A 20,819-nucleotide genomic window follows, 5' to 3' on the forward strand; every position below is an offset into this window, starting at 1 on the left:
TTCCGTCTTGCCGTTGGCGTTGTGGCATTTGCCCAGATAAAACCTGCCAAAATAAACCTGTCCCTTTTTGGTAGGTTTGGCGCAATGGGGTCAGGTTGGCTTGCGCCATACCGGTAGTTCTGTCTGCGACACTCTCGCCAAAGTGATATCAAACATACATCTAGCGTTTTCGACACTTCGCTTATTAGAGCCAGTCCGTCTCCTCGTCATAGCGGTCCGAATAGGCGTTACGCTTGAGTTCTTCAGCACTCGTTGGTCGCGCCTTGGACACGTCGACCCCTGACTCATGGCAAGCGGCGACGAACAGCTGTAAACCCCGATCAATAAGCTGAGCCCCACGCTCGGCCTTCATTTCTTCGGCTCGCATTTAGAGTTCCACGCTTTCGGCGCCGTTGATGGTTAGGTTGCGCTCGTAGAAGGCGGTGAGGGCGCGGATGGCGTACATCACGTCGCGCACGCCGCCGGTCTCGTAGCTCGAGTGCATGGCAAGCTGCGGCAGACCCACGTCCACGGCATGCATGCTCGCCTGCATATTGGACAGATTGCCGAGCGTGGAGCCGCCGGCCATATCGCTCTTGTTGGCGAAGGCCTGCGTGGGCACGTCGGCGTCATCGCAGATGGCCTGGAACACCGCGCGGCTAAAGGCATCGGTGCAGTAGTGCTGGTTGGCGGCTTCCTTGATGACGATGCCGCCGTTAAGCACCACCTGGTTGCGGGCATCGCACTTCTCGGCGTGGTTGGGGTGCACGGCATGCGCGTTGTCGCAGCTCACGAGCATCGATGCGGCAAGGGCGCGATGATACGACTCGTCATCAAAGCCCAGCGATCCGTTGATGCGGCGCAGCGCGTCGGCCAAGAACGTCGACATGGCGCCCTGCTTGGTCTCGGAGCCAACCTCCTCGTTATCAAAGCAGCAGAAGACCGAGACGTCATGCGCATTCTCGGCACCCAAAAATGCCTGTAGCGAGGTATAGGCGCAGGCCAGGTCGTCGAGCTTGGGCGTCGAGATAAACTCGTCGGCCCAGCCCCAAATGCGCGCATCCTGACGATTGACCAGGAACAGATCGCGGCCCAGGATCTGCTCGGGCTCAACGTCCAGTTCGTCAGCGATCAGGGCGTCAAAATCTCCCTGCTTAAGGTCGCCGGCGCTAATGAGCGGGCACAGGTCAACGGCTCGGTTGGGAGCAAAGCCCTCGTTAATGCCGCGGTTCATATGAATAGCAAGGCTCGGAATGATAGCGACCTCGCGCTCGGTGGCGAGCAGGCGGCTCTCAATACGGTCGCCCTCGCGCACCAACACGCGGCCCGCGAGCGCCAACGGGCGGTCGAACCAGGTGTAGTCGATCATGCCGCCGTAGGCCTCGGTGTTCAGGCGCAGCGTCTCGCCCGCGCCGTCGAGCTCGGGCACGGCCTTGACCTTAAACGTCGGAGAATCGCTGTGCGACGCCGTGAGTTGAAAATGATAGTCACCGGCAACGCCGTCCTCGCCCCACGTCGCGGCCAGGTCCTCGCCCACCTTAAAGGCAACGACGCTCGAGGTGTTGCGCTGCGTGTAATAACGCCCGCCCGGCTCGATGTCCCACGCCGCATTCTCGGGCAGGTAGGTAAAGCCCGCCTCGTCGAGCTCGGCCATAATGGTCGCCGCCGTATGGAACATGCTGGGGCATGCCTCGATAAAGTCGATAAGCTCGTTGGCGGCCTCGATATCGTCGGCCGTCACATGCGCGCGCTCGGGCGTTTCCTGATCCGTCATGCTCTCCCCTTTCGCTGGGTTGATGGTCCCCTCCAGCATACCCCGCCACGCCAGCGCCGCACTCTTCATTCCGTGCTTAATTCCGCGCCGCTCACCAAGTTGAGCCATCATGCCCGCGCTCCTTTTGCGACAATTGCGCTAACAGGACGAGAGGAGCCGTCATGAAGCCACGTATCATTGCCATCACCTGCGGTGTTGCAGGAACCGCCGTCGGCCTTGCCGCTGCCGCCGGCATCGTTTACCGCAAGCAAATCAAGTCCGCCGCGTCGCTCAAACGCTTGACCGGCTACGCGGATGGCTATGACCTGTACGCAATCGACATTGCCTACGACTACGATCTTGATCGCATCATCGCCGCTGGCGTGCGCGACGACCAGGCCTACATCGATGCCGTGGTGGCGCAGGTGCTGCCCGGTGTGCCGGCACATGTCCAGGCGCCCCAGTTTGCCTGCAGCGCTTTTGTCGCCGTAGATGCCGAAGGCCGCGTGCGCACCGGTCGCAATTACGACTTTAAGGACGACACCTCGGCGCTACTGGTGCGCAATCACCCGCGCGACGGCTATGCCTCCATCGGGTTTGCCGCCCTTAACAACCTGGGCGATAACACTCCGCTTGACTCCGTCGCCGGACGCGCCGCCGCACTCATGGGCCCGTTTGCCCAGCTCGACGGTGTTAACGAATGCGGCGTATCCATTGCCGTCCTCACCCTGGATTCCAAGCCCTGCGACCAGGACACGCAACGCCCCGTCATCAATACCTCGCTCGCCATCCGTCTGGTGCTCGACCGTGCCGCCACCACGCAAGAAGCTGTCGACCTGCTTTCTGCCTACGACATGCACGCCATGGCAGGACGCGATTACCACTTCTTTATAAACGACGCCGCCGGTGACGCGCGCGTAGTAGAGTGGGATCCGCACGATCCGGACCGCGCTTTCAAAGCGACTCCTGTAACCCAGGTTACGAACTTCTACGCCTGCTATGGCGACGAAGTGCTGCCCAACCAAAAGAATGGCGAGCTAGGCCATGGTAAAGAGCGCGCCGCCGCAATCGCCGATGTCCTCGACGCCCATACCGGCGCCCAAGACGAGGCAGTCGCTTGGAAGGCCCTACGCGCTGCAGCGCAAGAGCCCAGTCCGGAAGACATCACCAGCAACACGCAGTGGTCGGTCGTCTTTGACAACACCGAGCCTGCTGCCGCCATCACGCTGCGCCGCCACTGGGGCGACATCGACGCATTCGCACTGTAAGGAGCCAGGCCCGTCGACTTTACGCTCGCCTGGCGTTGTTTACATTTCTATACGCTTGAGCTAACACGTTTTACCCCCGTATCAACAGTGTGCGGGGGTAAACTTATGCGCATGTTATAACTTGCCCGGAAGGATTCACCATGCTTAGGATCGGTCTTCTTACTAGTGGCGGCGACTGCCAGGCGCTCAACGCCACCATGCGCGGCATTGTCAAAACGCTTATGACCAATAGCGAAGAGCCTATCGAGATTTATGGCTTTGAGGACGGCTATCAGGGCCTTATCTACAGCAGGTTCCGCGTCATGACGCCCGCCGATTTTAGCGGTATCCTCACCCGCGGCGGCACCATCCTGGGCACGAGTCGCACACCGTTCAAGCGTCTGGATACCCCCGAGACCGATGGTGTCGAGAAGGTGCCGGCGATGGTCCACACCTATCATAAGCTGCAGCTCGACTGCCTGTTTATGCTGGGCGGTAACGGCTCCACCAAGATCGCCAACCGCCTGCGCGAAGAGGACCTCAACGTTATCGCCCTGCCCAAGACCATCGATAACGACACCTGGGGCACCGAGCTGACGTTTGGCTTTACGAGCGCCATCGACGTCGCCACCAAGTGCATCGACGACATTCACACCACCGCCTCGAGTCACGGCCGCGTGTTCGTTATCGAGATCATGGGCCACAAGGTTGGCTGGATCCCGCTGTACGCCGGCGTCGCGGGCGGCGCGGATGTCATCTTGATTCCCGAGATCCCCTACGACATGGACAACGTCATCAAGACCATCGAGCATCGTATGGAGACCGGCAGCCGCTTTACCATCGTGGCCGTCGCCGAGGGCGCTATCTCCAAGGAGGACGCGGCGCTGTCCAAGAAGGAATACAAGAAGAAGCTTGCCGAGCGCACGAGCCCGTCGATCGTCTACGACATCGCCAAGGAGATTGAGGCCAAGACCGGTCGCGAGACCCGCGTCGCCATCCCCGGCCACACGCAGCGCGGCGGCCAGCCCGATGCCCAGGATCGCATCTTTGCGACCCAGTGCGGCGTCGAGGCCGCGCTTGGCTGCCTGCGCGGCGAGTTTGGCTACATGATTGCCCTGCGTGACGGCAAGATGTGCCACATGCCGCTCGAGAAGGTCGCCGGCAAGCTCAAGTTTGTCGACCCCCAGAGCGACCTGGTGCGCGAGGCCAAGGCGTTGGGCATCAGCTTCGGCGACGAATAGCCTCGGCTGGAACTGCTCTCATCGGAGGCCCCAGGGCTTTCCTCCCAAATCGTCCTCGGACATGTCAGGACCCCGCTGCGCGCTTCGCGCGGCGGGGTCCTTCCGTCCTGCGGAAAGATTTGGGAGGAAAGCCCTGGGGCCTCCTGCGGTAACTAGGGAGGCCGAGGCTATTCGTCTTCTTGCTGCAAGTGCGTGGGCTGAGATTTTGGGATGTTGCAGGCTCTTAGCTGAGAATAGCACTGACATTTGTCCTGAAATGGCTGGTCGTTAGGGGTTGCTACCGGTAGTTGCGGTAGGGTTGGGGCAGATTCTAACTAGAAATGGTGGTCGCTACCGGTTGTTCTCGGCATACTCGGCTCATTCGATTCGACCATCAAACGAAAGGAACCACCATGAATCTTGCGATGGCACAACGCCTCGTCGATCGCCGTAAAGCTGCCGGCCTTTCTCAGGAGGCGCTTGCTGCCCAGCTGGGCGTAAGCCGCCAGGCTGTTAGTAAATGGGAGCGCAGCGAGTCCTCACCCGATACCGATAACCTCATTGCGCTCGCCGCGCTGTATGACGTGTCGTTGGACGAGCTGTTATATGGGGAGGCGGCCAACGATGCCGACGACCTGAAGGACGGTAGCGCCGACACCGAGACGGCGGATGTGGCTGACGAGGCTGAAGATTCTGCCGAGCACGCCGATTGCGGCGACAAACCACTTGTCGATATTTCCCTCGCGCGCGGTATCCACGTCATTGATCCCAATAAAGGCGAGGAAGTCCATGTTGGCTGGAGCGGCATCCATGTGACCAACGAGCGCAAGGGCGAAGAGGTGCATGTGGGGCCGGACGGCGTGCATATCGATACGCTTGAGGACGATGGACATAGCGTACGCACCAATGACGACGGCACCGTCACCATCGACGGCGAGACGTTTTCCAGCTGGAAGGAAGCACACGACAAGCTCGACCATCATGGCAAGCATTTCCACACCAAGGTCGGACGTGCATGGAACAAATTCCCCTTCCCCGCACTTGTCACTCTCGCCTATCTGGTGCTCGGCATTGTCTACGGCACATGGGGCATGGGGCTTTTCCTCGTCTTTCTGGTTCCCGTCTACTACGCGATTGGTGACTTCATCGATCGGCGCCACCTGTCTAAGCTGATCGAGGCCATCTACCCGGCAGCCGCCATCGCTTGGTTCCTCTACATGTGGCTCTGTTTGGGACAGCCCCATCCTGCATGGATCATCCTCATCACGATTCCCGTCATAAAGGCGCTCATGCGCTGGTGCCGCAAACAATGGAAGCACCGCAAACAGGCCCAACACGCTCCGACCCACTAGCACCCAACCACCCCCGCCCTTCTCCTAAGTTGCGGTGAGCTAGGGACTGTTTTGAAGCTCCAAAGCGCCAAACAGTCCGTATATCACCGCAACTTACAAACAACTGGGTCAGTTCCGGCACGGAGATTAGCATTGAGCTGACCGCGCGCCAAGAAAAGGGCCTATTTACCACGTTTAACTCGAGAGGACCGACCATATCCGCCTTTTCCGAAAATTGGCAAGCCCTCTACCTGCGGTTTTAATTTCATAATCTTTGTCATGGTCGAGGGTGTGGTAGCAAACGTAGTAGATAGGCCCATTTTGTGGCATACGACCCATACAAGCCCAATCTCGAAGGCTAAAGAGAGCCTCTCATCCACGCCTGCGAGCGAAAACCAAATAGAATGAAAGGCAAATGGAAAAGCTCATCGGCCAGTACGTTGAGATGCTGAACGACAGACATCCCCAGCAAAACGGGGCAAACGCCGGGCCATCTAATGGTTGTCCGGCGTTTGCCCAGATAAAACCTGCCAAAAATAAACCTGTCCCTTTTTGGCAGGTTACTCGGCGCTCTTGAGGGCACCGACCATGTCGATCTTATTGAGGGTGCGATTGGTAGCGAGGTTGACGACAATCGTAAAGCCGAAGGAAAGTACCACGGCGAGCACGTAGCTCAGCGGCTCAACCTCGACGTCAAAGTACAGCGACGGCATCTGCAGAATGTACGTAAAGCTCTCGGCGAGCAGGCCGCCCAGCGGCACGCCCAGCGCGGCGCCGATTGCCGTAAGAATCAACGTCTCCTTGTTGACGTAATGGTGTACCTCGCCGCGGCGGAAACCGAGCACCTTGATAGTCGCCAGTTCGCGCTCGCGCTCCGAAATGTTGGTGTTGGACAGCGTAAACACCACCACGAACGACAGGCACGCCGCCATAAAGGTCACAAGTACCACGACCGAATTGATAATCGTAAAGTTCGCCTCATAGTTTTCCCAGTGCTCGGCCGTACTCGAAATCGTAAGCCAACCGTCACTCTTAAGATTCTTGCTAAACGCAATCTGGTCGGCCGACGAACCCTTAAGCAACACAAAGACGCCGTTAGGGCGCGCGCTTCGACCGAACGCGCGCTCATAGGTGCTCTGCGTCATATAGAGCGTGTTGCCCAGATAGTTGAGCGAAATGTCGCTGACCTTGACCTTGGCGACGTTGAGCGACGAATCCTGGACGTGAGCCGTATCGCCCGGCTGAATCCCCAGCACCAGCTGTGAACTTTTGCTCAGATACACGTCTCCGTCACGCAAAGATAGCGGTTCTTTGGACTCATCCTCCAGACGCACGTAATCGCCCAAGTCACCCGCGCGGTCGTCGGGAATCACGATGAGCTGCACGGTCTCGCTCTTGCCGCCAAACGTAAAGGTGACGTTGTCGGTCATAATCGGCAGGGTCGAGGTCACCGTCACGTTGGAATCATTGGCCGTGCTGCGCTCATCCAATGCCGCGCACGTCTGCGAAAAATCGTCGGGATTGGCGACCGCCAGCAAGTCATAGCGCGTGATATGCCCGTACTGTTTGGGCGAAAGCGCCACCGACGTATCACGAATGCCCATACCGCAGATTACGAGCGCCGTGCATCCCGCAATGCCAAAGATGGTCATAAAGGCACGCTTTTTGTAGCGGAACAGGTTACGCGCGGCAACCTTGTTCAAAAAGCCCATGCGGCGCCAGATAAAGCCGATGCGCTCGAGCAAGATGCGTGAGCCGGCGCGCGGCGCCTTGGGACGCATGAGCGAAGCCGGCGTCTCGGCCATCTCGTGGCGGCAGGCGATAATCGTAGCGCCCACTACGCCCACGGCAAACAGCGCCACCGAGACAATCGAGGACACGATATCGTACGAAAGTAGCATCTGGGGCAGCGAGTACATGTCGTCGAACACCGTAAACAAGAACAGCGGCAGGTCCACAAAGCCGATGATGTTGCCGAGCACGCCACCAATCAGACACGCCCACAGCGAGTAGTCCACGTATTTGGACAGGATGCGCCCGCGTGAATAGCCGAGCGCCTTGTACAGGCCAATAAGCGTGCGCTCCTCCTCGACCATGCGGGTGGCGGTGGTGAGGCTGATAAGCACGGCGACGATAAAGAAGATGAATGGGAAAACCGTGGCGATGGCCTCGATCGAGGAACTATCGCTCTCCACGCTCGAGTAGCTTGCGATATTGCCGCGGTCCTGGATGTACCAGGTGCATTCGCCCAGATCAGAGAGCTCGGCGCGGGCATCGGCAAACTGCTGGTCGGCGGCGGCACGACGCTGGTCCAGGTCGACTTGAGCCTGTGCACGCTCGTCGCTGCCCTCGGCCATGCGGTTGATGTTGTCCTGCTCGATCCCAAAGACCATATTCGCCTGACGCTCAGCCGCGTCCAAACTCGCCGGCGTGTCGACCGTCAGCTCCTGAGCGCGCGCCTTCTCACGCTCCTCGCGGATCTTCTCGATATTGCCCTTGACCTCATTGATCTTTGCCGTGTAGGCATCCGAATAGGAGTTGAGGCTCTTGGCTCCCTCGACGATCACGTGGACCGCGGAGTAGGACGACGACGTCGCGGCATCCTCGCTCACGTAGAACTTGTAGTCCGCAGTCGAAGCAGCACGAAAGGCGTTGACGGTCGAGTCGGAGCTCACGTCGGTAGGATCGAGAACCTCGGCCGTGATGGTATAGTCTCCATCGGCAAACTGGTCCTTGGCGCTTTGGTTCGACGAGCTCGCATCGTTGGCGGCAAAGCTCACCGTATCGCCGATTTTCTTGCCAGAAGCCTTCAAAAAACGTGAGGTCACTGCCACTTCGCCCGAAGTCTCGGGCAGCTCGCCGCGTACTAGCACCGGTTGGTCAATATTCTCTTTGGAGAGGCTCTGTACGACGACACGCTCGCGCGTCGTACCCACGGCGGTATAGGCGGTCTCGGTATAGATGCCCTCGGCCGTCTCGACGCCATCGACCTCTTGGATCGCAGCAAGATCGTCATCGGTCAGACCATAGGTCGACTGCACGTTGATGTCATAGACATTCTGCTGGTCAAAATAGGCGTCGACCGAATCACACAGGTCCTCGCAGCCCGCCTTAAGGCCGCACATCACGCTCACGCCAAGCGCGGTGATCACAACGATAGACAAGAAGCGTTTGAGGCTGCCGCGAATCGTGCGGTAGATGCCACGGCGAAAAACCGTCGGCACCATATCGTTTGAGCTTTGGGCGGTACGGTAGGTCGTAAAATCCTGCTCGCGCTCCGTGTTCTGCGCGTCGCGGCGTTGACTGTTTTGGCGGTCCTGATTCATGGGCGCTACCACTCGATCGTCTCGATAGGCACAGGATTTTGCTGGACCGTCTCGCTCTCCACGCGGCCGCTCTTAAAGCGGATCAGGCGATCGGCCATGGGCGCCAGCGCAGAGTTGTGGGTGATGATGATGACCGTAATGCCTTGCTTGCGGCAAGTGTCCTGTAGCAGCTGCAAGATCTGCTTGCCAGTTTTGTAGTCGAGTGCACCCGTAGGCTCGTCGCACAAAAGCAGCTTGGGGTTCTTAGCCAGCGCGCGGGCGATGGATACGCGCTGCTGCTCGCCGCCCGAAAGCTGCGCCGGAAAGTTAGCGAGGCGGTCGCCCAGGCCAACCTGGCGAAGCGTTTGCTCGGCATCGAGCGAATCGGGGCAGATCTGCGCCGCGAGTTCGACGTTCTCAAGCGCCGTCAGGTTAGGGACCAGATTGTAGAACTGAAAGACAAAGCCGACGTCAGCGCGACGGTATTCCACAAGCTGAGCCTCGTTGGCAGAGCTCACGTCACGCCCGTCCACCGTCACGGTGCCAGAAGTTGCCGTGTCCATGCCGCCCAGAATGTTGAGGGCCGTGGTCTTGCCGGCGCCCGAAGCACCCAGAATGATGGCGAGCTCGCCGCGCTCGACCGTAAAGCTCGCGCCGTCGAGCGCGTGGATGCGGGCGTCGCCCTCGCCGTATGCCTTGATGACGTCTTTGAATTCGATATAGGCCATCGATTAATTCCCATCTGGTCGGATAACTCTTTAGTATTACCCATTTCCCACCTACCAAAAAGGGACAGGTTTATTTTGGCAGGTTTTATATGGGGAAACGAGGGCGCGGGCGGGCGCCAAGACTGTCCCAAGGCAACCATTTGACCCAAACCGCGCCCGCCGCTATGATGCCGCTGCGGAATGATTGTCTCCGTTGGGTGCGTCAGTAAAACTGTCGCGTCGCCCTAAACCGCCTTGTTGCTGATGACTTCTGCTGTTGCGTGATATCCCTTGGGCATCACGCCGCGGCAGGAGTCTTTTTTGTTTTGGAGGAGAAGTGTCGGAAAGCAGCGCATCGAGCAGAATTAAACGCCTGGTCAACACCTATAGTTGCCTCGTGCTTATGGGTGCCGTCGGAATCCCTATCGGCGTTATCGTTGGCGCCATCTGTGCCCTTTTTGGTCGTGTGCTCCTGGCAATTGGCGCCTTCCGTGACGAGCACATCGTACTGCTCCTTCCCTTCCTCGCCCTCATGGGCTTGGCCATCGTATTTGCCTACCGCACCTGGGGCAAAGGCACCGATCGGGGCATGAGCTTAGTATTCGACGTAGGTCACGGACGCGAGGACGCCATCTCCCCGCGTCTGGTGCCACTCATTATGCTGAGCACGTGGGCCACGCATCTCTTTGGCGGCAGCGCGGGACGCGAAGGCGTAGCCGTGCAGATCGGCGCAACCGTCTCGCATTGGATCGGCCGACGTCTACCTTTCCGAGAACCCGGCAACACGTTTTTGCTTATCGGCATGGCCGCCGGCTTTGCCGGACTCTTCCGAACGCCCCTCGCCGCCACGGTCTTTGCGGTCGAGGTGCTGGTCGCCGGACGCATGGAATACCGCGCGTTGTTTCCCGCGCTTACGGCTTCGCTTGCCGCAAGCATGACCTCCGGCGCCCTGGGGCTCGAGAAGTTTGAGGTCGCCATTACCGCCTCGTATGCGCTCGACCTCCCCGGTCTTGGACGGCTGGCGTTGTTGGGTATCGCGTTTGGTATGGTAGGTGGCGCTTTTGCCTGGTGCCTTGCCCATGCCAAGACTCTTGCAGCGCGGCTGCTCCCCAGCCCTTACATACGCGTTGCCGTTATGGGCCTTGCGCTGTCGGCGATTCTGTTCGTTCTGTGGCAGGGGCGATACTGCGGCCTTGGCACCAACCTGATATCGGCGGCGCTCAACGGTGACGGCAAGGTCACCATCATGCCTTGGGACTGGGCGCTCAAATTCACACTCACCATCGCCACGCTTGCCGCAGGATATCAAGGTGGTGAGGTGACGCCGTTGTTCTCCATCGGAACCAGCCTGGGTGTCGTGCTCGCCGGAATTCTCGGCATGCCGGTCGAGCCCTGCGCCGCGCTGGGATACGCCGCCGTCTTTGGCAGCGCCACCAACACGCTACTCGCGCCGATCCTCATTGGCTGCGAGGTCTTCGGTTTCGGTAATCTGCCGATGTTCTTCATCGTCTGCGTTGTGGCTTATCTGTTCAACATGGACAAATCGATCTACGCCCTGCAGGAGCACAGCCGCACCCGATAAACAGGGCGTTTGCCACCAAAAAACGCGCACGACAGGCCGGGCCCGCCGCGCGCGTCATCCTATACACGATTAGTTATTGTTGTTGGTCATCGAAGCCACTGCTGCCGCAAGATTGGAAATGGGCATTGTCTGCAGCCAGATGCGCCCCGGACCGGTGAGCACAGTGTTGAACACGCCTTCACCGCCAAACATGATGTTTTTGACGCCCTTGACCATCTGCGCGTCGATGCTCACCGTCTCCTCAAAGCCGGCCACGTTGCCGGTATCTACAATCATTTGCTGGCCAGCAGCAAGCTCGTACTCAACTAGGTCGCCGTCGATCTCGGCAAAGGCAATACCCGAGCCCGTGAGCTTTTGCATGATAAAACCCTCGCCGCCAAAGACGCCGGTCTTTGCCTTCTTGTTAAAGTGGATGCTCAGCTCAACACCACTTTCCGCGGCAAGGAACGAACGCTTCTGCAAAATCCAGCTCTTACCAGGGCCAATCTCGATCGGTATAATGCGGCCGGGGAAGCAAGAGCCAAACGCAATCATGCCATCGCCGTGCGCGGTCCAAATGTTTTGGAACAACGCCTCACCCGAAAAAGCCTTAGAGAACATCTTGCCTATGCCACCGCCCGAGGTGGACATCTCCATGTTGGGGGTCATCCAGACCATGGCACCGCTTTCGGTGATCATGGATTCGCCGTCGCTAAGGTTGCACGTAACAACCGGGAAAGCCCCTCCGCCGATCTCGTACTGCATGACCGTCTCCTTTCCTTCGGGAGCCGAACAACGATGTCCATATTTTAGCAGTTAGAGGTGCGTTTATTTGGGTCGGTGGCGTTCATGGCGCCGATCACCGCCAGCCTCCGCTGCCGTCTGCACAGATAAAACCTGCCAAAATAAACCTGTCCCTTTTTGGCAGGTCTTAGAGGCGGACGGTGAAGGTGATCTGGTTACCGTGGCCGCAGACAGAAGCGCTCCCGCCATGGGCTTCGGCGATGGCACGCACCACGGATAGGCCCACGCCCGAGCCGCCCGTCTTGGAGCTGCGCGACACGTCCGCACGATAGAAGCGGTCGAACAATCGGTCCAGGTCGCCTTCGGGCAGCTCGTCTACAGCGTTCGATACGACAAGCTCTGCCGAGCCTTTGCCCGCACCGCGCGAAACGGCGCGCAGACTCAACTCGATCACGCTGCCCTCGCTCGCATAGCGCGTGGCATTGTCCAGCAGCAACTCAACCACCTGCGTCACCGCCGCAGCATCGGCATGAGCGCGCACGCCGGTCGCGACCGACATCGACAGGCGCTTGCCGCGCGAGACCGCCACCGATTCAAACGGCGCGGCTGCCTTGTCAACTGCCTCCGAGAGATCGATCGACGCCATGGTAAAGCCCGCCGAGCCCTCGTCCATGCGCGCCAAAAATACCAGACGCTCCGTAAGTGCCGTCAGTCGCGCCACCTGCTCGTGAATGCTCTGCGTCCACTCACTCTCGCCGCTCTCAATCTCCTGTACCTCGTTGGCGGCATCGATCACAGCGAGCGGCGTCTTGATCTCGTGGCTTGCATCGGTAATAAATCGCTTTTGCTTGCTGTAGCTCTCGACCATCGGTCGAATCACGGCACCCGACGCGACCGTTACAATTGCCAGCACCGCCAGCCAGCCAATACAGCTGATTGCCACACTCGCGTTCAAAAACGAATGGAAACTTGCAAGCTCGCGCGAACAGTCCACGAACACATAGGTGATCTCGTCGTCCTGGACGTCGGTCGTATAACGATAATTGCCAGAGAAGCCCGAGGTCCAGCCCTTGGCATGCAGCCTTGCGGCAATACTGGCGGCACGCTTGGCGCCCACCGCGGCAATGCGGGCGGTATTGACATCGACCACCTGCCCTTCGACAAGCGTCACCGTAAAGTAGCGCGTGTCGAAGGGAGACTCCGCCGTCATGCCTTCAAAATGTCCCACGCGAGCGCCCACTCGATCGCCATCCGCAACCATGCCGGTGCTCGTATCCCCGCCATTGCCGGAATCGGTCCTGGACTCGTCTTCCCAATCGATGCTGCCCTTGCCTGCCAGGATATAGTCCAGACGCGCATCAGCCATTTTGCAGACATGCGAATAATTGACGATGTTGATGCCGGCGATGATGAGCGTGAGCACCACGGTCACGGCGCCCATGGCAACGAGGATAAACTTGCGACGCAGACGGCGGCCCAATGCGTCAACAGAATTAGCCCGCCCCTTACTACTCGAGGCGGCGTGAAACCACTCCGTCATGCGCTTGCACCACGCGCTCGCGCTCACGCTTATTCGCCTTCCTCGACAACCTCGAGCGAATAGCCCTGGTTGCGCGACGCGCGAATGGCAACGTTGGCACCAAGCGCCGTCAGCTTTTTGCGCAGGTACGAGATATAGACCCACACCACGTTGGCGCCTTCGGGCGCGTCCTCACCCCAAACCTCGAGCATCAGACGTTCAGTGGGCATGCGCGTGCCGGCGTTGCGCATAAAGAGTTCCATAAGCTGAAACTCGCGATTGGCCAGGTGCTCCTCGCCCAAAGGTCCCACAAGCGTGCAAGCCGCCGTGTCGAGGCGCACGTTACCCACGCTGAGCGTCGTGGCGCCAATTGCCGTCGCGGCACGCGTCATGGCACGAATACGCGCAAGCAGTTCCTTGGCGGCAAACGGCTTGGTCAGGTAATCGTTGGCACCGGCATCCAGGCCCTCGACCTTATCGGACACCTCGCTTTTTGCCGTGAGCATGATGATGGGCAGTCGCTTTCCGGCGGCGCGTGTACGCTTGAGCACCTCGATGCCGTCCATGCCGGGCATCATGATGTCCAGGATTGCGGCGTCGTAATCGTTGGTGAGTAGATTCTCGAGCGCCGTCAAGCCGTCGAGGGCGGTGTCGACCTCGTAGTCGCTATGTTGAAGAATCGCGGTGAGGGCGCGGGAGAGACCAGGTTCGTCCTCGGCAAGCATCAGCTTCATAGTTGCTCCTTTGGCGCATGGCTCTACAGGTTTCGATACTGCCGATGATAGCGTACCGTCAACCGCCTTAGCGCAGCCTTAGCTGCTCAACCTGCGCGTTTTTAAATACGCAGGATGTGGCTTAGCCAAACTTAAGGCGCACGTGTCGAGCGCTTTGACGCATGCCGGGCACGAAGGGACAGTGACTCATCCTTTCACGGCGCCCTAGTTATGCAAAGTGCTCGAGCGTTACTCCTCGTACGCGCCCTCAAGCCGAAGCAACCACTCCTTGCGATCAAGGCCGCCAGCATATCCGTTGAGCGATCCGTCGACCGCGACCACGCGATGGCACGGCACGATAATCGAAATGGGATTACGCGCAACCGCAGCCCCCACCGCACGAGGAGACACGACGGGTGCCTCATTTCCCGGCACACGATGTCGAGCCGCAACACGCTGAGCGATCTCGCCATACGTAGCGACTTCGCCACGCGGAATTGAAAGCAGCTCAAACCAAACCTCGCGCTGGAACGCCGTGCCGATCATATGCAACGGCGGCGTAAACCGAGGCTCCTGCCCCGCAAAATAAGCATTCAGCCAAGCCCAAGAACGCTCAAGCACCGAAGAAGCCGCGCCATTTGCCGGACTCACCGGCAACATGCCACCGGTACCGGAAACCGCGTCGGCGCCTTCAACATGTTCGGAGTCTTCCCGGAGAAGCGTGGAACCAAAGTGCTCCTGCCCCTCAAACCAAAGCCCCGTCAGACCGCGGCCATCAGCGGCAAGCAAGATTTCGCCCAAAGGCGAAGCAAATGTCGTCGTGACCACCAGCGGCTCCTTTCAAAACTCCGCAACATAATACCGCGAATTGTGCAGACAACCCCAATCGACCCCAAAGTCACCCAAGGCAGCAGGCGCGACAGCGCCACAGCTGCCGCACGACCCCAAAGTCCCCGCAGGCAGCAGGCGCAACGCGCCGCAGCTGCCGGCCGCGCTCCGCAGCCCCCCCAAGGCGGCAGGCGCAAAGCGCCGAGGCCGCCGCCGGGACTAGGGCCCGCAACAACCACGTGCCCCCACATCAGCCCAGCGGCCCCAACCAGCAACGGCTCCATCGCAGGCCGCTCGCAGCCGAGTCGCCGCAGGCGGGGGCCGGGCTTAGTTTTCAGAACACTCCGCAGACCAGTGTGGCGCCTTGTCCGCAGCTCCGAAGGAGCAGGACAAGGCGCCACACATGGTCGAGGACGTTCTGAAAACTAAGCCCGGACCCCGCCGGACAGGTCGCACTACTCGCAGAGCAGCTTAGCGATCTGGACGGCGTTGGTTGCCGCGCCCTTACGGATTTGGTCGCCGCAGCACCAGAAGGTGATGCCGCGCGCGGCCTCGGGGTTCGAGATGTCGCGACGCACACGGCCGACCCAAATCAAATCCTGGTCGGAGGTGTCCATCGGCATGGGGAAGCGGTCGTGTGCATCCTCGGCGCTCATGTCGTCAACCAGTTTCACTCCCGGAGCGGCAGCCAGCGCAGCACGGGCCTCTTCCACCGTGATGTCGCGCTCAAACTCGAGCGTAACGCTCTCGGAGTGCGAGCGCAGCACGGGCACGCGCACGCAGGTGCAGTTCACGCGCAGCTCGGGCAGGTGCATGATCTTGCGGCCCTCGTTCTGCAACTTCATCTCCTCGGAGGTAAAGCCCTCCTCCTTGACACCGCCGATCTGCGGAATCAGGTTGCTCGCCAGCTGGGCGGCAAACGCGCGCGGCTCGGGAATCTCCTCGCCACGGCCCAGGGCGGCAAGCTGAGCCTCGAGCTCGGCCATACCGGGAGCGCCAGCGCCCGAAGCTGCCTGATACGTGGACACGATCATACGCTTCACGCCAGCAAGCTGGTGCAGCGGCCACGTGGGAACCAGGCCGATGATGGTCGCGCAGTTGGGATTGGCGATAAGGCCGTGATGCCACTTGATGTCGTCGGCATTGATCTCGGGCACGACCAGCGGCACCTCGGGATCCATGCGGAAGGCGTGGCTGTTGTCGACCACGACGGCGCCGCGCTTGACGGCCTCGGGCAGTAGCTCCTTCGCAATATCGTCGCCGGCGGCGCCGAGCACGATGTCGCAGCCCTCAAAGGCCTCGGGGCAAGCCTCCTCAATCACAACCTGCTCGCCGCGGAACTCGACGGTCTTGCCCGCAGAGCGCGCGCTCGCTAGCAGCTTGAGCTTGCCGACCGGAAACTCCTGCTCGTTGAGGCACTCAAGCATCTGGGTGCCCACGGCTCCCGTCGCGCCCAAAATAGCAACCGTGTACTGTTTCATGCTTCCCCCTTTAAAGGCTGTGGCTTTTGCCCGCACGCCGAGCAGGCCGATTATTGTTGCCAGTGTATACAAGAACAGGGCGGGCACGAAACCCGCCCCGTCGAAACGAAACCGAAACGAAACGCCCCGCCGTAGTTTTTGAAGCAAGTCCCAAAAATCTACTGGGATAGCAGCTACTTGTGGAGCGCGGCCGGAGCGGGATCGACCGGCACGGGAGCCTCCAGGTCGGAGACCTTCACAATGCCGTTCTCGTCGGAGAAGGCGCGGTAAATGGTCCGAATCGCCAGGTCGAAGTCCTTCTCCTCTACGCCGATAATGATGTTGATCTCGTCGCAGCTCTGCGAAATCATACGTACGCTCACGCCGGCCTGACCAAGCATGCCAAACAGATGGCCCGAGATACCTGCGCGGCCGCGAAGGTTACGGCCGACGGTCGCGATGAGCGCCAAACCCTCGACAACCTCGATCTCGAGCGGCTCGACCTCCTGCTGAATGTCGCCCACGAGCGAGTACAGCGAGTCGTGCACATCCTGCTCCTGCACCACGGCGCCAAAGCGGTCGACGCCGGTGGGCATATGCTCGACGGAAACGTCATAGCGTTCGAACACCGAAAGTGCACGGCGCATAAAGCCGACACGGGGCTTGGTGCGGTCGCGGGCAACGTTGATGGCGACAAAGCCGCGCTTGCCGGTCACGCCGGTAATGATAGGCTCCGCCTCACCCTCGTCAGCCGTCTCGCTAATGATGGTGCCGGGGTCCTGCGGCGCATTGGTGTTCTTGATGACCAGCGGAATGCCTGCCTCGCGCACGGGGAACACGGCCTCCTCGTGCAGGACGCTTGCACCCATGTACGAAAGCTCGCGCAGCTCCTCGTAGGTAACGCGCGCAATGGGCTGAGCCTCGGGAACAATACGCGGATCGGCAGAATAGAAGCCCGAAACGTCGGTCCAGTTCTCGTACAGGTCGGCACCAAGGCACTTGGCCAGAATCGAGCCGGAAATATCGCCGCCGCCACGGTCGAGCAGCTTGATCTGCCCCTCACGCGTCGCGCCGTAGAAACCGGGCATAACAAAGCCGCCCTGCTGGCCGTACTCCTGCACCAGCTCGGCGGTGCGGTTCATGCTGAGCGTACCGTCATGATGGAACGCCACGACCGTCGCGGCATCCAGGAACGGCAGGCCCAGGTACTCGGCCATCAGGCGAGCGGTAAAGTACTCGCCGCGGCTTACGAGCTCCTCAGTAGAGTAGCCACCGGAGCGAGCACGCTCGGCAAAGGCCGCAAACTCTTCGCGGATGGGATAGGTGAGCCCCAGCTCGTCAGCGATATCAAAATAGCGCTGGCCGATGTCCTCGAGCAGCTCCTCGCACGACACGTGGTACTTGACGTGCGCGTTGACCAAGTAGAGCAGATCGGTCACCTTGGTGTCGCCCTTAAAACGGCGACCGCAGGCAGAAACCACCACAAAACGGCGGGCCGGATCGGCATCGACGATGGCCTTGATCTTCTTAAAGTGTTCGGCGTCGGCGACCGACGAGCCGCCAAACTTGGCAATCTTAATCATGGGCTGGAGGTTACCTTTCTAAAAAGCCTCTGCGAACCTATTTTGCGCGCTCTGATACCATGGTTTCACCGATTGGGACCAAGGCATCCGAGGAGCAGTGTTATATGGGAACTTATCATAGTACACGAGGACGCACTTTATCGTGCTCAAGTAAGGTGGCAATCCGTACCGGCATCGCTCCCGACGGGGGTTTGTTTGTCTCGGACGAGCTCGGCACCCAGCAGGTCGATATCAGCTCGCTTGCAGATAAATCGTACTTTGAAATCGCTCAAGATGTGTTGGGAATGTTACTGAATGATTACACGACCGAAGAAATTTCGGCCTGTGTGAATGAGGCATACCGCGGCACGTTCGCGAGCGAAGAGGTCACGCCGCTCGTCAAACTCGACGCCGCACCGGGCGCCGACGCCCCTCAGACCTATGTGATGGAGCTCTTTGGCGGCCCCACGAGCGCCTTTAAGGACGTCGCCTTGCAGATGCTCCCCCGCCTTATGGCCCGCACCTCTGCCAAGGACGGCGGCGCCGAGCGCATCATGATCGTCACCGCCACGTCGGGCGACACCGGCAAGGCCGCGCTCGCCGGTTTTGCCGACGCTCCGGGCACGGGCATCACCGTCTTTTATCCCGAGGGCAAGGTCAGCCGCGTGCAGAATCTGCAGATGTCCACGCAGGAGGGCGATAACGTCGCCGTCTGCGGCATCCGCGGCAACTTCGACGATGCCCAGAGTGCCGTCAAGCGCATCTTTGCCGATAAGGAGCTTGCCGAGCGCCTGGAAGCCGCCGGCACTGTGCTTTCGAGTGCCAACTCCATCAACGTCGGCCGCCTGGTGCCGCAGGTTGTCTACTACTTTGCCGCCTATGCGCAACTGCTGCGCGCCGGCGCTATCGAGGCTGGCGACGCCGTAGAGTTCTGTGTGCCCACCGGCAACTTTGGCGATATCTTGGCCGGCTACTACGCCAAGTGCATGGGTCTGCCCGTCGCCAAGCTCGTCGTGGCGAGCGACAAGAACAACGTGCTTGCCGACTTCCTGACCACCGGCGTTTACGACCGTAACCGCCCGTTCTTCACGACCATCTCGCCGTCGATGGACATCCTTATTAGCTCCAACCTGGAGCGCATGCTCTACTTCTTGTCCGACGGCGACTGCGAGCTCGTTGCCGGCCTTATGGAGCAGCTGGCACAGACTGGTCGCTACGAAGTTCCCGCCGACCTGCTGGCAAAGATTCAGAGCGTCTTTGGTTGCGGTTGGGCCAGCGAGGACGAGGTCCTCACTGCCATCAAGAGCTGCTGGGACGCGAACGGCTACGTGATCGACCCGCACACCGCTTGCGGCTATCACGTCTTTGAGCAGGTCGCTCCCGCCGAGGGCGCCAAGGCCCGCGTGTTGCTTTCGACCGCCAGCCCCTACAAGTTCCCGCGAGCCTGCTGCGACGCCTTGGGCCTCGACGTTCCCGAGGATGATTTTGAGGCTATGCGTGTGCTCGAGCAGGCCACCAACACGGTCGCCCCGACCCAGCTCGCCGAACTCGAGTCCAAGCCCGTCCGCTTCGAAGACGTCTGCGACGTCGATGAGATGGCAAGCTACGTCGAGTCTGCAGCAAAACGAATGAGCACCAACTAAACCCCTTATTAAGCGCCGGCGAAAGCCGGCGCACCTTCTTTTTATTAAGCTTTCGGGATGATGACGAGCATGCGAGCGGGTCTGGCCGTTTAGTTCGTCGCGAGTTCCGCACGAGCCGGAAAGCACTTAATGTGCTTTCCGAGCGAGCCAGGACTGCCCGAGCAGCGAACTAAACAGCCAGGCACGCCAGGAGGACTCACATGATCAAAATCACCGTCCCAGCGACGAGCGCCAACTTGGGCATTGGCTACGACACCCTCGGCATGGCCGTCAGCCTCTACTCGCACTTCACCTTCGAGCGCGCCGACAAACTAACCATCACCGGATGCCCCGAAGAGTTCCAAAACGAGAACAACCTGGTCTACGTTAGCTTTGTCGATGCACTGGCCGCGTGGGGCGAGCCGGCTTTCCCCGTTGCTATCGACATTCAGACCGACGTGCCCGTCGCCCGCGGCCTGGGTTCCAGCTCCACCTGCGTCGTCGCCGGCATCATGGCGGCCGCCGCGCTGACAGGCCACACCGTCGACCGCGCCGAGCTCGTCCGCATCGCCACCGAGGTCGAGGGCCATCCCGATAACGTCGCCCCCGCTATCCTGGGCGGCGCCGTCTGCTCCTTTACGCCGACCGACTCGCTGCCCCAGTGCCTGCGCTACGAGGTGAGCGATCGCTTGCGTTTTATTACCGTGATTCCGCCCTACGAGGTGCATACGAGCGAGGCGCGCAAGGTTGTGCCACAGGAGATTCCACTCTCCACCGCCGTATGGCAAATGGGCCGCATCGCCGGCATGACGCGCGGCCTGGAGACCGGCGACCTTGACCTGATTGCCGCCGCCAATGACGACCGCATCCAGGAGCCCTATCGCCGCCGCCTCATCCCCGACTACAACGCCGTGCGCGACACCTGCCTTAACGGCGGCGCTAAGACCATCTGGATCAGCGGCTCGGGCTCGACCCTTATGGCTGTAACCGACGACACCATCGTGGCAAAGTTCCTGCAGGTCAAGCTGCGCGAGCAGTTCCCCAAGTGTGACACGCATATTCTGACGTGCGACACCGAGGGCGCTCAAATCGAGTACCTGTAGACATCGCCGATCGGTCTGTCCGGGCCACCCAGGGGCATCCCCTTAAAAACGTCCTCGCACTTGAGGCCCGCTTATCCTGCTCCTTCGGAGCATCGGATAGGCGGGCCTCGTGCTGACGCTCCTATTTGGCAAGGTGTTTTTTTAGAATCCATTTTGCGCTCGGCC

Annotated in this window: 16 protein-coding genes; 6 read left to right on the forward strand and 10 right to left on the reverse strand. The window is 60.2% G+C overall.

All coding sequences use genetic code 11. The annotated features are described in order from the left end of the window. Positions 1-184: 184 nt before the first annotated feature. A complete protein-coding gene (locus DWV43_RS02540; protein WP_117640212.1) occupies positions 185-367 on the reverse strand; it encodes a hypothetical protein in 183 nt (60 codons plus the stop codon). Further along, positions 368-1,753 (reverse strand): M18 family aminopeptidase, encoded by a 1,386-nt coding sequence (locus tag DWV43_RS02545; protein WP_233539182.1) that lies wholly within the window; start codon positions 1,751-1,753, stop codon positions 368-370. A 161-nt stretch (positions 1,754-1,914) separates the two neighbouring features. On the opposite strand from DWV43_RS02545, the gene DWV43_RS02550 reads away from it, so the two are divergent. The 3 genes from DWV43_RS02550 to DWV43_RS02560 all read left to right on the forward strand — a co-directional run bounded on the left by DWV43_RS02550 (position 1,915) and on the right by DWV43_RS02560 (position 5,551). Further along, complete coding sequence (locus DWV43_RS02550; RefSeq protein WP_117816944.1) at positions 1,915-3,000, forward strand: carcinine hydrolase/isopenicillin-N N-acyltransferase family protein; 1,086 nt, start codon at positions 1,915-1,917, stop codon at positions 2,998-3,000. Between the two features lie 140 nt (positions 3,001-3,140). Further along, positions 3,141-4,220: a 6-phosphofructokinase gene (locus tag DWV43_RS02555; protein WP_117816945.1), complete on the forward strand. Its 1,080-nt coding sequence runs from the start codon at positions 3,141-3,143 to the stop codon at positions 4,218-4,220. A gap of 392 nt (positions 4,221-4,612) precedes the next feature. Further along, complete coding sequence (locus DWV43_RS02560; protein ID WP_117816946.1) at positions 4,613-5,551, forward strand: helix-turn-helix domain-containing protein; 939 nt, start codon at positions 4,613-4,615, stop codon at positions 5,549-5,551. Positions 5,552-6,090: 539 nt separating this feature from the next. Here DWV43_RS02560 and DWV43_RS02565 read toward each other — a convergent pair. Together DWV43_RS02565 and DWV43_RS02570 are read right to left on the reverse strand one after the other, a co-directional pair. Next, positions 6,091-8,856, reverse strand: coding sequence for an FtsX-like permease family protein (locus DWV43_RS02565; RefSeq protein ID WP_233539183.1), 2,766 nt, complete (start codon positions 8,854-8,856; stop codon positions 6,091-6,093). A 5-nt stretch (positions 8,857-8,861) separates the two neighbouring features. Beyond that, positions 8,862-9,563 carry an ABC transporter ATP-binding protein gene (locus tag DWV43_RS02570; protein ID WP_117816947.1) on the reverse strand — a complete coding sequence of 234 codons (702 nt, stop codon included), beginning with the start codon at positions 9,561-9,563 and terminating at the stop codon, positions 8,862-8,864. A gap of 316 nt (positions 9,564-9,879) precedes the next feature. On the opposite strand from DWV43_RS02570, the gene DWV43_RS02575 reads away from it, so the two are divergent. Beyond that, positions 9,880-11,124 carry a chloride channel protein gene (locus tag DWV43_RS02575; protein WP_199569320.1) on the forward strand — a complete coding sequence of 415 codons (1,245 nt, stop codon included), beginning with the start codon at positions 9,880-9,882 and terminating at the stop codon, positions 11,122-11,124. A 69-nt stretch (positions 11,125-11,193) separates the two neighbouring features. On the opposite strand, the gene DWV43_RS02580 is transcribed toward DWV43_RS02575, so the two are convergent. The 6 genes from DWV43_RS02580 to DWV43_RS02605 form a co-directional block, all read right to left on the reverse strand. Further along, positions 11,194-11,868: a TIGR00266 family protein gene (locus DWV43_RS02580; protein ID WP_089572342.1), complete on the reverse strand. Its 675-nt coding sequence runs from the start codon at positions 11,866-11,868 to the stop codon at positions 11,194-11,196. Positions 11,869-12,034: 166 nt separating this feature from the next. Continuing rightward, positions 12,035-13,414 carry a cell wall metabolism sensor histidine kinase WalK gene (locus DWV43_RS02585; protein WP_117816948.1) on the reverse strand — a complete coding sequence of 460 codons (1,380 nt, stop codon included), beginning with the start codon at positions 13,412-13,414 and terminating at the stop codon, positions 12,035-12,037. A gap of 2 nt (positions 13,415-13,416) precedes the next feature. Next, the gene (locus DWV43_RS02590; protein ID WP_117816949.1) at positions 13,417-14,100 is read right to left on the reverse strand and encodes a response regulator transcription factor; all 684 of its coding nucleotides are present in this window, start codon (positions 14,098-14,100) and stop codon (positions 13,417-13,419) included. Positions 14,101-14,328: 228 nt separating this feature from the next. Beyond that, positions 14,329-14,907 (reverse strand): methylated-DNA--[protein]-cysteine S-methyltransferase, encoded by a 579-nt coding sequence (locus tag DWV43_RS02595; protein ID WP_233514485.1) that lies wholly within the window; start codon positions 14,905-14,907, stop codon positions 14,329-14,331. A 455-nt stretch (positions 14,908-15,362) separates the two neighbouring features. Continuing rightward, entirely contained in the window at positions 15,363-16,388 is a 1,026-nt protein-coding gene (locus tag DWV43_RS02600; RefSeq protein WP_117756859.1) for an aspartate-semialdehyde dehydrogenase, read from the reverse strand. Positions 16,389-16,561: 173 nt separating this feature from the next. Continuing rightward, positions 16,562-17,950, reverse strand: coding sequence for an aspartate kinase (locus DWV43_RS02605; RefSeq protein WP_099432166.1), 1,389 nt, complete (start codon positions 17,948-17,950; stop codon positions 16,562-16,564). 104 nt (positions 17,951-18,054) lie between these two features. Between DWV43_RS02605 and thrC the strand changes: the two genes are divergently transcribed. Continuing rightward, a complete protein-coding gene (gene thrC / locus DWV43_RS02610) occupies positions 18,055-19,572 on the forward strand; it encodes a threonine synthase (protein WP_117816950.1) in 1,518 nt (505 codons plus the stop codon). 200 nt (positions 19,573-19,772) lie between these two features. Further along, a complete protein-coding gene (gene thrB, locus DWV43_RS02615; protein WP_006234874.1) occupies positions 19,773-20,654 on the forward strand; it encodes a homoserine kinase in 882 nt (293 codons plus the stop codon). Positions 20,655-20,819 lie beyond the last annotated feature (165 nt).

The sequence above is a fragment of the Collinsella sp. AF05-9 genome, assembly GCF_003465595.1.
Taxonomy (GTDB): Bacteria; Actinomycetota; Coriobacteriia; order Coriobacteriales; family Coriobacteriaceae; genus Collinsella.

Excerpts from the sequence above, each read along its gene's own strand:
- DWV43_RS02555 (WP_117816945.1), top strand. The coding sequence starts at position 3,141 with ATGCTTAGGATCGGTCTTCTTACTAGTGGCGGCGACTGCCAGGCGCTC.
- DWV43_RS02560 (WP_117816946.1), top strand. The coding sequence starts at position 4,613 with ATGAATCTTGCGATGGCACAACGCCTCGTCGATCGCCGTAAAGCTGCC.
- DWV43_RS02540 (WP_117640212.1), bottom strand. The coding sequence starts at position 367 with ATGCGAGCCGAAGAAATGAAGGCCGAGCGTGGGGCTCAGCTTATTGAT.
- DWV43_RS02590 (WP_117816949.1), bottom strand. The coding sequence starts at position 14,100 with ATGAAGCTGATGCTTGCCGAGGACGAACCTGGTCTCTCCCGCGCCCTC.
- DWV43_RS02580 (WP_089572342.1), bottom strand. The coding sequence starts at position 11,868 with ATGCAGTACGAGATCGGCGGAGGGGCTTTCCCGGTTGTTACGTGCAAC.
- DWV43_RS02600 (WP_117756859.1), bottom strand. The coding sequence starts at position 16,388 with ATGAAACAGTACACGGTTGCTATTTTGGGCGCGACGGGAGCCGTGGGC.
- thrB (WP_006234874.1), top strand. The coding sequence starts at position 19,773 with ATGATCAAAATCACCGTCCCAGCGACGAGCGCCAACTTGGGCATTGGC.
- DWV43_RS02545 (WP_233539182.1), bottom strand. The coding sequence starts at position 1,753 with ATGACGGATCAGGAAACGCCCGAGCGCGCGCATGTGACGGCCGACGAT.
- DWV43_RS02570 (WP_117816947.1), bottom strand. The coding sequence starts at position 9,563 with ATGGCCTATATCGAATTCAAAGACGTCATCAAGGCATACGGCGAGGGC.
- thrC (WP_117816950.1), top strand. The coding sequence starts at position 18,055 with ATGGGAACTTATCATAGTACACGAGGACGCACTTTATCGTGCTCAAGT.
- DWV43_RS02605 (WP_099432166.1), bottom strand. The coding sequence starts at position 17,950 with ATGATTAAGATTGCCAAGTTTGGCGGCTCGTCGGTCGCCGACGCCGAA.
- DWV43_RS02550 (WP_117816944.1), top strand. The coding sequence starts at position 1,915 with ATGAAGCCACGTATCATTGCCATCACCTGCGGTGTTGCAGGAACCGCC.
- DWV43_RS02565 (WP_233539183.1), bottom strand. The coding sequence starts at position 8,856 with ATGAATCAGGACCGCCAAAACAGTCAACGCCGCGACGCGCAGAACACG.